Genomic DNA, 13,313 nt, shown 5'->3' with positions numbered 1-13,313 from the left:
ATTGAGAGATGAAAGTTGATAAAACTGCATAACCCTTGCTCGGGTGTCTACCGAAAAGTGTAACTTTGCAGCATGACGAAATACAATACACACACGCTGGCGTCTGGTCTGCGTGTAATACATCTTCCAAGCAGCTCACCCGTGGTCTACTGCGGGTATGCCGTGGCAGCCGGAACGCGCGACGAAATGGCGGGACGGGAGGAGGGAATGGCGCACTTCTGCGAACACATGACCTTCAAGGGCACCGAGCGACGTGGCTCGATGAAGATTCTCGGCTATCTGGATAGTGTGGGCGGCGACCTCAACGCCTTCACCAACAAGGAGGAGACGGTCTATCATGCCGCCGTGCTTAAGGACGACATCGACCGTGCCGTGGACCTGCTTACCGACATCGTCTTTAACAGTACGTATCCTCAAGCGGAGATTGACAAGGAGGTGGAGGTGATAATCGACGAGATTGAGAGTTATAACGACTCGCCTTCCGAACTCGTCTACGACCTCTTCGAGAACGCCATATACAAAGGACATCCCCTCGGACACAACATTCTGGGGTCGGCTGACCAGCTGCGAACTTACACTACGGCGGACGCAAAGCGCTTCACCGAGCGTTATTACCGCCCGGAGAACTGCGTGTTCTTCGCGTATGGCGACGTAGACTTCGGTCGGCTGGTGAAGCTGTTGGAACGTGCCTGCCCATTGCCGGCGGGCACAGCACCGGTGTTGCCCATCGTGGAACGCCGCATAAAGGAGGCTGCCGAGGGTGCCACACTCCCACCCTACGTGGCGCAAACCTTGGAGAAGCACATGGACACGCACCTCGCTCACGTGATGCTCGGCACCCGTTCGTACGGCATCAGGGACAAGCGCCGCATAGCTCTCTACTTCCTTAACAACATCCTCGGCGGACCGGGCATGACGGCAAGGCTGAACGTATCGCTGCGAGAGAGAAACGCCTTAGTCTATACGGTGGAGAGCATGACGCAGAGCTATTCGGACACCGGACTGTGGGCAGTCTACTTCGGTTGCGATCCGAAGAACGTCAACCGCTGTCTGCGCCTTGTCCGCCGCGAGCTTGACAAGGTGATGGAGAAGCCGCTGAGCAACGCTGTGCTGAGAGCTGCGAAGAAGCAGATACGCGGACAGATTGGTATAGCGTGTGATTCGAGGGAGGCTTTCGCGCTCGACTTTGCCAAGACATTCCTCCATTACGGCTGGCTGAAGGACGTGACGGCGCTCTGCGAACGCATCGACACGCTCACGGCAGAGGAGATTCAGGCTGTGGCAAGGGAAACTTTCAGCGAGGAAAACCTTACGAGAATGATGATCAGATAGAACAAGAAAACGCCTGCAAAACCCATTTGGCTTTGCAGGCGTTTTCTTATAATGAGTTAGTTAAGGCTATTTCTTTACAACCTTCTTGCCGTTCACTACGTAGATGCCCTTCGGGAGCTGTGCGAGTGATGTGGCGTTCTTGCGTACGATACGTCCGTCCACTGTGTAGACATCGGCAGGATGCTGGGCGTCGATGGTGACGTTATGGATGTCGGTCTGGCAAGCGTCGTCGTATGCTGCAGTCGACTCTCCACCTGCGTATACGGCAGAAACGCTGTAACGTGTAGCCTCAGCATTGGGGTCGAAGGTCACGGTTGTGGATGTGGCATCGGCAGGAAGCGTAGCCACCAACTCGTCGTTGCGATATACATTATATCCCTTCAGCTTGCCGTATCCGGCATAATAATATACGTCGTCAAGGAGCATACAGAATGCGTCAGCCTCCTTCGTGGTGCAGCGGATGGCGAAGTAGTTGGCACCGTCGGGGAGTTCGGCTGTGAACGAGTTCCACTTACCGCCTGACTGCGTGAACGTAGACACCTTCTGGAAGTCGGCGTGGTCAGCTGTCTTGTCCGAATAGAGCACCTCTATGGTCTGCGGATAGCGGATGTTCATCATGTCAGGCTGAGCGTTGTTGGCCCAGAAGAGAATGGTCTGTGCCTCACCTGAAAGCATCGGAGAAATCAGCCAGTCGTCAGTATCGTAATAGGTTCTGCCATCACGGCTATACATAGACATCAGGCACTTCTCGCCACTGCGGGGAGCGATGGACGAGTTCTGCGAAGTGATGCCCGGCTGGATGGCCTCAGGATTGAATACGATGTACGTATAGTTCTCACCCTCGTGCGGGAACGGCATACCGTATGTTGCCCACCAACCGCCCGTGGTGTTGCCCTTCTTGCCGGTGTATGTGGTCCAATCGCCGAACTGATTGATGGCCCAGCTGTCGTACTGCTCGAAGTCTTCTGTCACGCGCTTGTTGACAGCCTTCGGAGTGCTCCATGTCATAGTGAGCTTGTTGGCAGCCTCATCCTTTGACGAGCTGAACGATGCAGGCATAGGCACATCGGAATCAATGACCTTCGCATCGGCGTATGCCGTGTTGTCAGCCTTATACTCGTCAGCATCGTAGGTAACAGTGGCCTTGAGATTCATCTTCTCAGAACGGCTTGTCACCGGACTGACGATGTCTGCCTTGAATGTCTTCTCAGCAAGAGGCTGCAATGCCGCGCTTACCTTCTGCGAGAACAGCTCCTTGTTGCCTGAAGTCAGGGTGACGGTGTAACCTGAAGCAGCCTTTTCGCCGCTGTTGGTGACGGTCACGCTAACCGGAGTCTTCACGCCACGATGGATTTCTGAAGGTGCAGAGAGAGCCACGGAGAGGTCGTTGGTGTAAGTATTGCGCACGCAAACGTCGTCCAACTTGAGAATGCCGTAGAGGGAAGCGGTGGCCTTGAAGGTGATGATGACGTAAGGCTCTGACGCCATTGCAGCAGGAATGCCGAATGATGTGCGGTGCCAATCGTCTGCCTTACCGGATACATTGTTATAGTCAACGGTTCCGAGGAGCGTCTGTGTGCCGTCGGGTGTGGCAGCATAAACGTCGAGAACGATGTCCTTGTCGGCTGTTCCGCTGTGATTGAACGTCACGATGGGCTTTGCAACACCACCGAGAGCAATCTTGCCTGAGCTGATATCGGCTGTACCTCCGTTCTTGTATGACGTGAAAGCGAGGCAGTTGTTGTCGCCGTCAGAAGATGTCTGCGTGTTCTGAAGGAATCCCAAGCCGTTCTCTTCGTCAGCGGTAAGCGACCACCAGAGCGGTGCGCCTTCTTCTGTGGTGAAGCCAGAACGGAACGGAAGCTGGTAAGCTGCGCCGGTGATGACAGCCGGTGAGAGAACCGGTGTGCTCTCGCCCTTGTCGTTCTTTGCAGAGACAGCATAGAGACGGAGCTGCTGAGCGCCCTCCGTTGTGGAGATGTTGTCGCTGTAGGTGTTGTCCTTCGGCGAATGGAGGAGCTGCAGGTTGGTCACGCCACCGTTGGAGCGAGCACGATAAACATTGAACGTTACGTCGTCCGTAATGACTGCGCCACCGTTGGTGCCGCGTGCGGAAGCCTTGTCCCAAGTGAGGTTTACGGAGCTTTGCTTGTCGTTAACCTTCAGTCCGGTGGGCACAGCGGGAACGTCAAGACCGACGTACTGCGAAACAATCTTAGGTGTGCCGGCTCCTGCGGATGTGTATGCTGTAACGGTGTAGTTGTTGAATCCGGCTACGGGCGATGCATCCTCGCACGTTAGAGTCTGACCAGCCTTGCCAGCACCGAACTCCTTAACGGTCTTGCCGTCGCGTGTTACGATGGTCTTGGTGATGGCGCCGACGGTGTTGCCAGCCACGTTCTTCTCAGGGAGACGGAACGAAACGGTGGCGCGGAGCGCTGCGTTCGGGTCGGGAGTGACGGTGAAGTCCTCCACGGCAGCAGGTCCGTTGAGCACGCCGTTGTCGAGTATCTCTATATCGTCAACGAAGATCTTGCCGGTTCCAGCCTTGCTGATGGCGTGGATGCCGAGATAGAATATCTGGTCCTTTGACACGTTGAACGTTGTCTCCAGCGTCTTTGCGTTGTTGCTGTCTGTGAGCTTTGTCTCAGGAGCCACCACGTTGGTCATTCCTGCCACAGTTGCCGCATTGCCCCACTTGGCCTCAACATACTCTGCATAGAGCGACATTGAGTTGCGTGCCTTGAAGCGGACGGTGTAAGAATGGTTGGCACGCAGCTGTACGGGAGGAGTGAAGAGCCAGTCGTCGGCTGTCTTCTTGGCGTCGGTCGACTCGTACTGTGCGCACATATTCTTCTCGTGCCATGACCAAGTGTATTTGTCGCTGTTGGCATCAAGGACAGTATAGAGGTCGAAGTCGTTCTCCGTGTCGAACGATTCGTGGTAAGGAGGCTCGATGTTGTCGCCGAAACGCACGGCAGGAGTGCGGCGTTCCTCACCGCGCTTCGTACCGTTGACGGGCGTAATGCCGTAATAGTAGTTGCGCAGCTGACGGTCTGTAAAGGTCTCAGAGAATGTCGTGGCGCTTGTTCCGCTTGCCACAGTCGTGCCGTCAGGATAGCGAACGACGTCATACTTGAGCGTTCCGAGATAACCACCGTTGAGTGTTCCGCTGGGCGCTCCCCAAGTAACTGTGGACTTGCCCGTCGATTCGTCAATCTTGAGACGTGCGAACGACACCTGCTTGGGCTGGTCGTAGCCCACGAATACGGACGTGGAAGCCTTCTTGCTCTTGCCTGCGGCGTTAGAGAGCGTCACGGTGATGTAGTTCATGCCCTCCGGCACGGTGATGTCATACGAGGATGTCGATCCTGCCTTCATAGTTCCGTTGAGAACCTGCTGTGTGCCGGCGTGAACCACGTAGTCCACATTGCCCGTAAGTGCAGATCCGCCGTATGTCTTGGAAGGAGCCACGATGGATATCTGTCCGGTCGTGGAAGCGCCGTTAAAGCTTACAGAGATGGTAGGTGCGGCAGGTGCTGCTGCATCCGGGGTGGCTTCTGGAACAGCCAGACCGTAGAACAGCTCGTTGTGAGGGAAGTCTGCCACGAGTGTGGCAAGTCCGGTCTTGAGGTCGACGGTGTAGAGAGCGCCGTGCTTATTGGCGTCGAACGAAGCCCAATAGAAGGTGTCGTCGTCCTGATCAATCTCGCCACTCTGTCCGAAACTCTTCTCTGACGAAGGCGCTACGTAGACTCCGGTGGGACCTATCTTGGTCTCCTCGCCAGTCTTGGTGTCTATCTCGTAAAGGAATCCGTCTGTTGCGACGCCGTAAACGCGCTCCTCCGAGCTGACGCCCATAGCCACATACTTGTGTGTGGACGGCGCAATGGCGGTGCGCTCCATCTTATCATAATCGATTACGCCGAACTCGAAGCTGCTCATGTCGTTGGTGTAGAACTGTCCGTACACCTTTCCCGTCAGCTGGCTTGTGGCTGTCTCCGTGGCAAGAAGCGACATTGACGTCACTTCCTCGGGAGCGAATTCAGAATGCCACTTGCTCTCGGTGTTGAGGCAATAGTGAGTGATTCGGAGCGAATTGCCGTTCTTCTTGTAGTTGATAAGATTATACTTACCGTTATAGAGAGAAGAACCTCCGTTAGGAAGCATGTTGCGTTCCTCTTCTGTACGCAGGTCGCGGAAGTTGGAAGCTGTTGCAGCATCAAATGCCATGAATCCGTACTCCTGACTTGCCGTAGGCCAAGCATTGGCATAATACATATAGCCCCATAGGTCGCGCGATGCGGCGCGTGCCGCAGCCTTCAACGGACTGAGGAAGTTTGCCGTGGCAGTCCGTGCGGCATTAGCGTCCAGCGGTGCCATTCCCGGCTTGCTTACGGACGTTGCTGCCTGCGCATTTCCTGCTGTCATCGCAACGGCGAGGGCAACAACGGAAGAGTGCAGCATGTGTAGATGTTTTTTTGTCATAAATAAAAATGATAAGAATAATTATTCAATGATTTGTGATAGTGTTAGCTAAACAATTAGGCTTTAACGGCTTATGTCGTATTTCTGAATGCAAACTTACACAAAAAAGACGAATTATATGGATGTTTTCTAAACTATTTTATGTAAGTTTGCAGAAGAAACTCTGAACATAACATATATATGAGATATGGGTACACTGAATGATAAATACATACGCTTTGACTGGGCTATCAAACGCCTACTACGACAAAAGGCCAACTTCGACGTACTCGAAGGATTTCTTACCGTGTTCCTGAACGAGAAGGTGGAGATACTGGAGATTCTCGAAAGCGAAGGCAACCAGAAGGCTGAGGACGACAAGTTCAACCGCGTGGATATCAAAGCAAAGAACTCAAAGGGCGAGATTATAATCGTGGAGGTACAGAACACGAGCGAGCTTTATTATTTAGAGCGAATACTCTACGGGGTGGCAAAGGCCATCACGGAGCATATAAATCTCGGAGATACATACAAGGAGGTGAAGAAGGTCTACTCCATCAGCATTCTATATTTCGACCTCGGAAAGGGTGCTGACTATCTGTACGTCGGACAAAACAAGTTTATCGGCGTACATACACACGACCAGCTGATGGTGAGCAGTAAGGAGAAAGGAACCATCGTGAGAAAAAGTCCTTCGGAAATCTTCCCTGAGTATATCCTCGTACGCGTAAATGAATTTAACAAGGTGGCTGTTACACCACTCGAGGAATGGGTGGCGTATCTGAAGAATGGCATCATAAAAGACGACACCACCGCACCCGGACTGCAGGAAGCAAGAAAGAAACTACTATACTACTCGATGACAGACGCAGAACGCTATGCCTATGACGAGCATATCAACGCCGTGATGATACAAAATGACGTGCTCGGTAATGCACGCGATGAAGGAATGAGACTTGGACTGGAACAAGGAATAGAACAAGGAATAGAACAAGGAAAAGCGCAAGGTGTTAACGAAGAAAGACAACGCCTCGCTAAGACGATGCTCGGAATGGGAGAGTCTGTTGACAAGATAGCCACTTACACCGGACTTTCTAAAGAAGAAATAGAGAAGCTGGGCTGATAAAAGATTGGACTAATAAGAAAAAAATTAGGGTGTATCAAGACTGAAGCTACTTCAATCATGATACACCCTAATTATATATTAACGAATATAGTTGGCAAACTAAGAAATTATCGCATTGCATAGAAAGAGGCACCGTACTGTGCCATGTTCACCTCGAAGAGACCTGCCTCATCGGGTGTTACTGTGATGTGGCGTCCGTCCTGGAGGTTGGCTTGGATGGTGCCGTCATCGTTGAAGCGGAAAATCTCCGTCTTCTTGCCGTTCTGCACCTGCGACCACGAATCCGTTTCCTGATCATAGAGGAACTTCACCACTTCTCCCTTCGGACTCTTCACCTCGTAACCGTCCTTCAATGTTGTGACAGCATAGATGAGACCGTCCTTGCCGGTGACGTTCTGAGTCTTGCCGATGTTCTGTGCCATCGGATTGCTACCCGACCAGAACTCTATGGTATTGAGCACAAGGGCGTCTGCCACGCAGCATACTGCATAGGCGGGCGAGATGATGATAAAGATGATTTCGTTGAGGAACTTCGAACCAGTGGCATGAGTATTCCATTTCGCCAGTCTGTTGAAAAGCGAGAACGAACCTACACACGAGCTGGTGAGTAACGTAGCGGCGAGTAACATCACCGACACTTTGAGATACTTGATTTTCATAATAGTCGTGGTTTAGATTGTTAGTAATAATGCAAAAGTAGCTTTTTTATTTTATTTATGCCTATATCTATCCACTTTTTTCTATTATTTCGTTACTTTATTGTCAAATTGACCACAACTCCTAATTCCTAACTCCTAATTCCTAACTCTCATATCCTCTTCATGCTATAATATCCGAACCTGCATCTGAGGCAGTCCTTGCGCTCGCAATAGCGGTTGTGGAGCTGTATGAGCGACTGCGTGTCGGCTGCGTTGTCGGCAGAAATGCCGCACTCGCGCCATAGACGGATGTGGGTGTTGTCCTCTGGGGGCAGCGCTTCGAGAAACTCTGCGGCACGCGCTATGAGCCGTTCGTCCTGACGATGGCGTCCGTAGGCATGGAGCATCGACACCACGGCATTGATGATTATGACGTCTATGGAAGATGACGAGAGACGCTTGGCTGACTCGGCGCTCTCCTTTCCGAAGGTGTAATGCGTGCGCCAGTAGTCGCCGGCTTCGGTCTGCAGCGCCTTGCGAACATCGTCAAGCGTTGTACAAGCCACGATGTTGCTCAGGTCGGCACGCCGCGAACAATAGAGCGTGGCGAGCTGGGAAAGGCGGATGTAAGGGAAGTTCTGAGGACGCAGACGCATGAAGCGCCACGTATGGCGGGTCATGGAGACGAGATGAAACTTATGTGCAAGGTATTTCCATTCGCGTTGCAGACGGACGAAGTAAGGGTCGGCAAGCGCCAAAGCACGCTGCTTGTCGTTCATGGCGTCGTCGTCAAGCAGTCCTGCATAGCCAAGGAAGAGGGCTTCCACCTGAAACGGATCGTCTCGATGGTGCGCCACCTGCATGAACGGCAAGCCGGAAGCCCACAGCTCGAAAGCTTCGCTGTTGACTCCGAAACCGAATCCGCGGGCTATAGTGGCGAAGAACGCCTGCTCCCACGACCCGCCCGCAGCCTTTACGCGCTGATCAATGGCATCACACTTGCTGCTGAGACGTTCGGCTCCGAGCGCACTCATCCATGAATGGACGGCAAGCGAAGGCAGCTGCATGACGGTGTCGCGGCACGGCGGATAGCGGTCGTCAGCCAGAAGGCGCTGATAATTCTGCATCACATGCGGCGGAACCTGCAGCTCCATCTGGGGCGGACGGCTGCCGTCGGCGGTCGTCACGTCCATGTCTATAGTAGAAGCAATATGCAGCACCACATTGTTGTAAGCCGGATCCTGGTCGTGTCCGTGCAGAAACCAGTCGGCAGAGCGCTCGTGTATCTCCACATTGCCCACCCATAACGTGCCGTCAAGCCGAATCTTGGCATTGAAGAAGTCGGGACCAGAGTGATGGTTATGCAGACCGGGATCGATTATCTCCACGAGTCGTCCGTCCGTAGTGCGGAGCTCGTGGAGAGGCAGTATGCGGTGCTTCCAGATATAATGCAGGAGTTGTTCCATAAGGGTGTAGTGATAATGAGGTGTAAGATTTAGTCGAACAGCGTCGGTTCGGCGGCGTTGCAGCCCGTCATCGGTCGTCCGAGATGCTGATATGCAAGCGGCGTCACCATACGTCCACGCTGCGTGCGCTTGATGAATCCCTCCATAATAAGGTACGGCTCGTAGACTTCCTCCACGGTGCCGGTGTCCTCGCCGATGGCTGTAGCGATGGTTGAGATGCCCACGGGACCGCCACGAAACTTGTCGATGATGGTGAGCAGGATCTTGTTGTCAATCTCGTCCAGTCCGTACTGGTCGATGTTGAGCGCCGAAAGCGAAAGCCTTGCGATGTCGCGGTCGATGCGTCCGTTGCCCTTCACCTGGGCAAAGTCGCGCACTCGGCGCAACAATGCGTTGGCAATACGAGGCGTACCGCGCGAGCGACGGGCTATCTCAATGGCTGCATCGTCGTCGATGGGCACCTTCATGATGGCAGAAGAGCGCTTGATGATGCGCTGCAAGGTCTCCGGTCCGTAATACTCAAGGTGCAGATTGATGCCGAAACGGGCACGCAAAGGAGCCGTAAGCAGACCGCTTCGCGTGGTTGCACCGACGAGCGTGAAGGGATTGAGGTCAATCTGAATGGAACGTGCAGACGGTCCTTTGTCAATCATAATGTCAATGCGATAGTCCTCCATCGCCGAGTAGAGGTATTCCTCCACCACGGGCGATAGGCGGTGAATCTCGTCAATGAAGAGCACGTCACGCGGCTCAAGCGACGTAAGGATGCCGGCAAGGTCGCCGGGCTTGTCAAGCACGGGTCCGCTCGTAATCTTAAATCCCACGCCAAGCTCGTTGGCAATGATGTTGCTGAGCGTGGTCTTGCCCAGTCCTGGAGGGCCGTGCAGGAGCGTGTGGTCAAGCGGTTCGCCGCGATACTTGGCAGCTTCCACGAACACCTCAAGATTCTCCACCACCTTCTGCTGTCCACTGAAGTCGCCGAAGCGCAGCGGACGCAGGGCGTTCTCGAAGTCTTTCTCTCCTTTCGCAGCCTGCTCCTGTCGTATATCGAAATCTTCTTCCATTACTATATTATATTCTGTCCAATTCGTTACGTTTGATTAAAAGAGGATAACGTTCGGGATGTTTCAGACTCTCAATCTCTAAATCCACATCAAGATTAGGCCATTCTATAGCATTTCTTCCGCTCATCTGGACATTCAATGCATCTGCAATACTCGCATTACGCATCCATGGAATACGGTTGTAAGACAGAAAATAATCCTGCCCCTGCACAGAAATCATAAGTCCCTTGTCATTTATCATCAAGACGCATACCGATGTGTCTTGTGAACTTGACCTTAAAGTCGTCTCCATATTCTGTAAGTATTTTCTCTATAAAACTAAGTTCTTTACTATTAAAGCCAAAATTCTCAGCAAGTTCTATATCTGGCTCAAGCCAATATTTAGCCTCCTTTTCAGCTTTTATTATATGAATATGTATTCGGGCTTCCTCATTTGAATAGATCTTGAACACATATCCATTTTGCTCTTTAAATTTTGGACTCATAGATAAATATATAATATGTCTTTTGCAAAGATAGCGATTTTTATTCAGCTATTCATTTATTATGATTATATATTCTGTCATTTTATTTGTTCAATCCATCCAAAACCGCTACTTTTGTCTTTATATACTAACCCTCTAAACCTTCCAACCATTATGCTCGTAAAGACTTATTCTGCTGCTGTAAACGGCCTTGATGTCACCACTGTAAGAGTGGAGGTCAACATCGTGCCGGGCGTCATGTATCACCTTACCGGACTGGGCGACACCGCCGTACGCGAGGGTCGCGACCGCATTGCATCCGCTCTACAGTTCAACGGATATAAGTTTCCGCACGGCGACATCACCATAAACCTTGCTCCTGCTGACCTTCGAAAGGAGGGAAGCTCCTTCGACCTGCCGCTTGCCATTGCCATACTGGCGGCAAGCGGAGCCATTGTCAGCAACTCGCTCGACCAATATATGATGGTGGGCGAACTGGGACTGGACGGTACGCTGCAACCTATAAAGGGTGCGCTCCCGATAGCCATAAAGGCGAGAGCGGAGAAACTGAAGGGACTGATTGTGCCGAAGCAGAACGAGCGCGAGGCGGCTGTGGTAAACAATCTGGAGGTGTATGGCATGAACAACATCATGGACGTCATCAAGCTTATAACGGGTGCAGCTGAATACGAGCCGACCTTCGTCGACACACGGCGCGAATTCTACGAGCAGCAGTACAGCTTCGACCTCGACTTTGCCGACGTGCGTGGTCAGGAGAGTGTCAGACGCGCGCTGGAAGTGGCGGCAGCGGGCGGACACAACCTCATCATGGTGGGCCCTCCGGGTTCAGGCAAGTCGATGATGGCGAAGCGTCTGCCTTCCATCCTTCCCCCGTTGTCGCTCGCCGAAAGCCTCGAGACCACACAGATACACAGCGTGGCGGGCAAGCTGCAGCGCGGCACATCGCTCATATCGCAGCGCCCGTTCCGCGCTCCACACCACACCATCAGCGAAGTGGCGTTGGTCGGCGGCGGCATCAATCCGCAGCCCGGCGAAATATCGCTGGCTCACAACGGCGTGCTCTTCGCAGACGAACTGCCCGAGTTCAACAAGAAGACGCTCGAAGTGTTGCGTCAGCCGCTCGAAGACCACAAGATAACCATCTCGCGCTCCAAGTACACCGTAGAGTTCCCCTGCTCCTTCATGTTCATCGCCTCCATGAATCCATGCCCGTGCGGCTACTTCAACGACCCTACGCACAACTGCTGCTGTTCCACGGGGCAGATTCAGCGCTACATGAACAAGATATCAGGACCGCTGCTCGACCGCATTGACATCCAGTGCGAGATAACACCCGTACCCTTCAAGGACATCTCGAAGTCAGAGCCGGGCGAACCGAGCGCAGCCATCCGTGAGCGCGTCATCAAGGCACGCGACATCCAGACGGCACGCTTCAAGGAATATCGCGGCATCCACTGCAACGCGCAGATGACGGAGCGCATGATTCATCAATTTGCCGAACCAGACGAACAGTCCATCGCTCTCCTGCGCACAGCCATGGAGAAGTTCTCGCTCTCCGCCCGCGCCTATAACCGCATCCTGAAAGTGGCACGCACCATCGCCGACCTCGCCGGAGCTGAAAACGTACAGTCGCAACACATAGCCGAAGCCATAGGTTACCGCAATCTGGACCGCGGCGACTGGGCAGAACGCAGAATATACTAACATAAAGCAATAAAGACAATTAACCATATCGACAATATGAACAATTCAATAGAAATATACCGTTCGCAAGACGGAAGCGTCCAGCTGAATGTGAAGCTGGAGAATGAGACAGTGTGGCTGACACAGAGCCAGATGGCTGAGCTGTTTGGAGTAGATAGAACTTCAATAGTTCGTCATATTCGCAATATATATAAGTCAGAAGAACTGGAAGAATTTTCAACCTGTGCAAAAAATGCACAGGTTCGAATTGAAGGTGAACGACAGATAGTTCGTGAGATTCCATACTACAATCTTGATATGATTATTTCCGTGGGATATAGAGTGAACAGCAAAAATGCTACGGCATTCCGTCGTTGGGCCACAACAGTCCTCAAGCAATACCTCATCAAGGGATACGTCATCAATCAGCAGATAAAGCTCGACCGATATAACGAGCTTAAGGACGTGGTGCGGCTCATGGCACGTGCCATCGGCATGCAGGAGAAAGTAACGAATGACGAATACGGCGGACTGTTCAATGTCATCTCAGACTATGTCTACGCCCTCGACACTCTCGACCATTACGACTATCAGTCGCTCTCCATCCAGCAGACCACCAAGGAAGAGCCGTTCCGCGCCACATACGACAATGCTATGGAAGCCATAAACGCTCTCAAGGATAAGTTCGGCGGAAGCCAATGGTTTGCCAATGAAAAAGACGACTCGTTCAAGAGCAGCATAGGACAAATCTATCAGACCTTCGGCGGCGAAGAACTCTATCCGTCCGTAGAGGAGAAAGCAGCTATGCTACTCTATCTTGTTGTCAAGAACCATTCGTTCAGCGACGGCAACAAGCGCATTGCCGCCATGCTCTTCCTATGGTTCCTCAACAACAACCGCGTGCTCTATGCCGAGGACGGACACAAGCGCATAGCCGACAACACGTTGGTTGCCCTCACGTTGATGATTGCAGAGAGCCGCACCGAGGAGAAAGATGTTATGGTGAAAGTTGTGGTGAATCTCATCAACAAGGAGAATCAATAACACAAAAG

General features: G+C 52.5%; 10 protein-coding genes. 4 read left to right on the top strand and 6 right to left on the bottom strand.

Annotation, left to right across the window (positions count from 1 at the left end; genetic code table 11):
• Positions 1–72 precede the first annotated feature (72 nt).
• On the top strand, positions 73–1,332 hold the full coding sequence (locus CHL74_RS02790; protein ID WP_094879604.1) for a M16 family metallopeptidase: 1,260 nt from the start codon (positions 73–75) through the stop codon (positions 1,330–1,332).
• 66 nt (positions 1,333–1,398) lie between these two features.
• Here CHL74_RS02790 and CHL74_RS02785 read toward each other — a convergent pair whose 3' ends face one another.
• The gene (locus CHL74_RS02785) at positions 1,399–5,820 is read right to left on the bottom strand and encodes a choice-of-anchor J domain-containing protein (protein ID WP_141241214.1); all 4,422 of its coding nucleotides are present in this window, start codon (positions 5,818–5,820) and stop codon (positions 1,399–1,401) included.
• A 187-nt stretch (positions 5,821–6,007) separates the two neighbouring features.
• Between CHL74_RS02785 and CHL74_RS02780 the strand changes: the two genes are divergently transcribed.
• Positions 6,008–6,922 (top strand): Rpn family recombination-promoting nuclease/putative transposase, encoded by a 915-nt coding sequence (locus tag CHL74_RS02780; protein ID WP_094879602.1) that lies wholly within the window; start codon positions 6,008–6,010, stop codon positions 6,920–6,922.
• Between the two features lie 110 nt (positions 6,923–7,032).
• Here CHL74_RS02780 and CHL74_RS02775 read toward each other — a convergent pair whose 3' ends face one another.
• From CHL74_RS02775 to CHL74_RS02755, 5 genes are all read right to left on the bottom strand, one after another.
• Entirely contained in the window at positions 7,033–7,584 is a 552-nt protein-coding gene (locus CHL74_RS02775) for a DUF3332 domain-containing protein (RefSeq protein WP_094879601.1), read from the bottom strand.
• A gap of 149 nt (positions 7,585–7,733) precedes the next feature.
• Positions 7,734–9,029: a DUF2851 family protein gene (locus CHL74_RS02770; protein ID WP_094879600.1), complete on the bottom strand. Its 1,296-nt coding sequence runs from the start codon at positions 9,027–9,029 to the stop codon at positions 7,734–7,736.
• 29 nt (positions 9,030–9,058) lie between these two features.
• The gene (gene ruvB / locus CHL74_RS02765) at positions 9,059–10,093 is read right to left on the bottom strand and encodes a Holliday junction branch migration DNA helicase RuvB (protein WP_094879599.1); all 1,035 of its coding nucleotides are present in this window, start codon (positions 10,091–10,093) and stop codon (positions 9,059–9,061) included.
• A gap of 7 nt (positions 10,094–10,100) precedes the next feature.
• On the bottom strand, positions 10,101–10,334 hold the full coding sequence (locus tag CHL74_RS02760) for a DUF2442 domain-containing protein (RefSeq protein ID WP_094879598.1): 234 nt from the start codon (positions 10,332–10,334) through the stop codon (positions 10,101–10,103).
• The gene (locus CHL74_RS02755; RefSeq protein WP_094879597.1) at positions 10,324–10,578 is read right to left on the bottom strand and encodes a DUF4160 domain-containing protein; all 255 of its coding nucleotides are present in this window, start codon (positions 10,576–10,578) and stop codon (positions 10,324–10,326) included. Before CHL74_RS02755 ends, CHL74_RS02760 begins: the two co-directional genes overlap by 11 nt.
• 153 nt (positions 10,579–10,731) lie before the next feature.
• Between CHL74_RS02755 and CHL74_RS02750 the strand changes: the two genes are divergently transcribed.
• Together CHL74_RS02750 and rhuM are read left to right on the top strand one after the other, a co-directional pair.
• A complete protein-coding gene (locus CHL74_RS02750) occupies positions 10,732–12,282 on the top strand; it encodes a YifB family Mg chelatase-like AAA ATPase (protein ID WP_094879596.1) in 1,551 nt (516 codons plus the stop codon).
• A 36-nt stretch (positions 12,283–12,318) separates the two neighbouring features.
• Positions 12,319–13,305, top strand: coding sequence for a virulence protein RhuM/Fic/DOC family protein (gene rhuM / locus CHL74_RS02745; protein ID WP_094879595.1), 987 nt, complete (start codon positions 12,319–12,321; stop codon positions 13,303–13,305).
• Positions 13,306–13,313: the final 8 nt, after the last annotated feature.

The organism is Prevotella sp. 885 (assembly GCF_002265625.1).
Taxonomy (GTDB): Bacteria; Bacteroidota; Bacteroidia; order Bacteroidales; family Bacteroidaceae; genus Prevotella.
This window is presented reverse-complemented; position numbering and strand designations above follow the sequence as displayed.

Coding starts and splice junctions, on each gene's coding strand:
- CHL74_RS02790 (WP_094879604.1), top strand. CDS start 73: ATGACGAAATACAATACACACACGCTGGCGTCTGGTCTGCGTGTAATA.
- CHL74_RS02785 (WP_141241214.1), bottom strand. CDS start 5,820: ATGACAAAAAAACATCTACACATGCTGCACTCTTCCGTTGTTGCCCTC.
- CHL74_RS02780 (WP_094879602.1), top strand. CDS start 6,008: ATGGGTACACTGAATGATAAATACATACGCTTTGACTGGGCTATCAAA.
- CHL74_RS02775 (WP_094879601.1), bottom strand. CDS start 7,584: ATGAAAATCAAGTATCTCAAAGTGTCGGTGATGTTACTCGCCGCTACG.
- CHL74_RS02770 (WP_094879600.1), bottom strand. CDS start 9,029: ATGGAACAACTCCTGCATTATATCTGGAAGCACCGCATACTGCCTCTC.
- ruvB (WP_094879599.1), bottom strand. CDS start 10,093: ATGGAAGAAGATTTCGATATACGACAGGAGCAGGCTGCGAAAGGAGAG.
- CHL74_RS02760 (WP_094879598.1), bottom strand. CDS start 10,334: ATGATAAATGACAAGGGACTTATGATTTCTGTGCAGGGGCAGGATTAT.
- CHL74_RS02755 (WP_094879597.1), bottom strand. CDS start 10,578: ATGAGTCCAAAATTTAAAGAGCAAAATGGATATGTGTTCAAGATCTAT.
- CHL74_RS02750 (WP_094879596.1), top strand. CDS start 10,732: ATGCTCGTAAAGACTTATTCTGCTGCTGTAAACGGCCTTGATGTCACC.
- rhuM (WP_094879595.1), top strand. CDS start 12,319: ATGAACAATTCAATAGAAATATACCGTTCGCAAGACGGAAGCGTCCAG.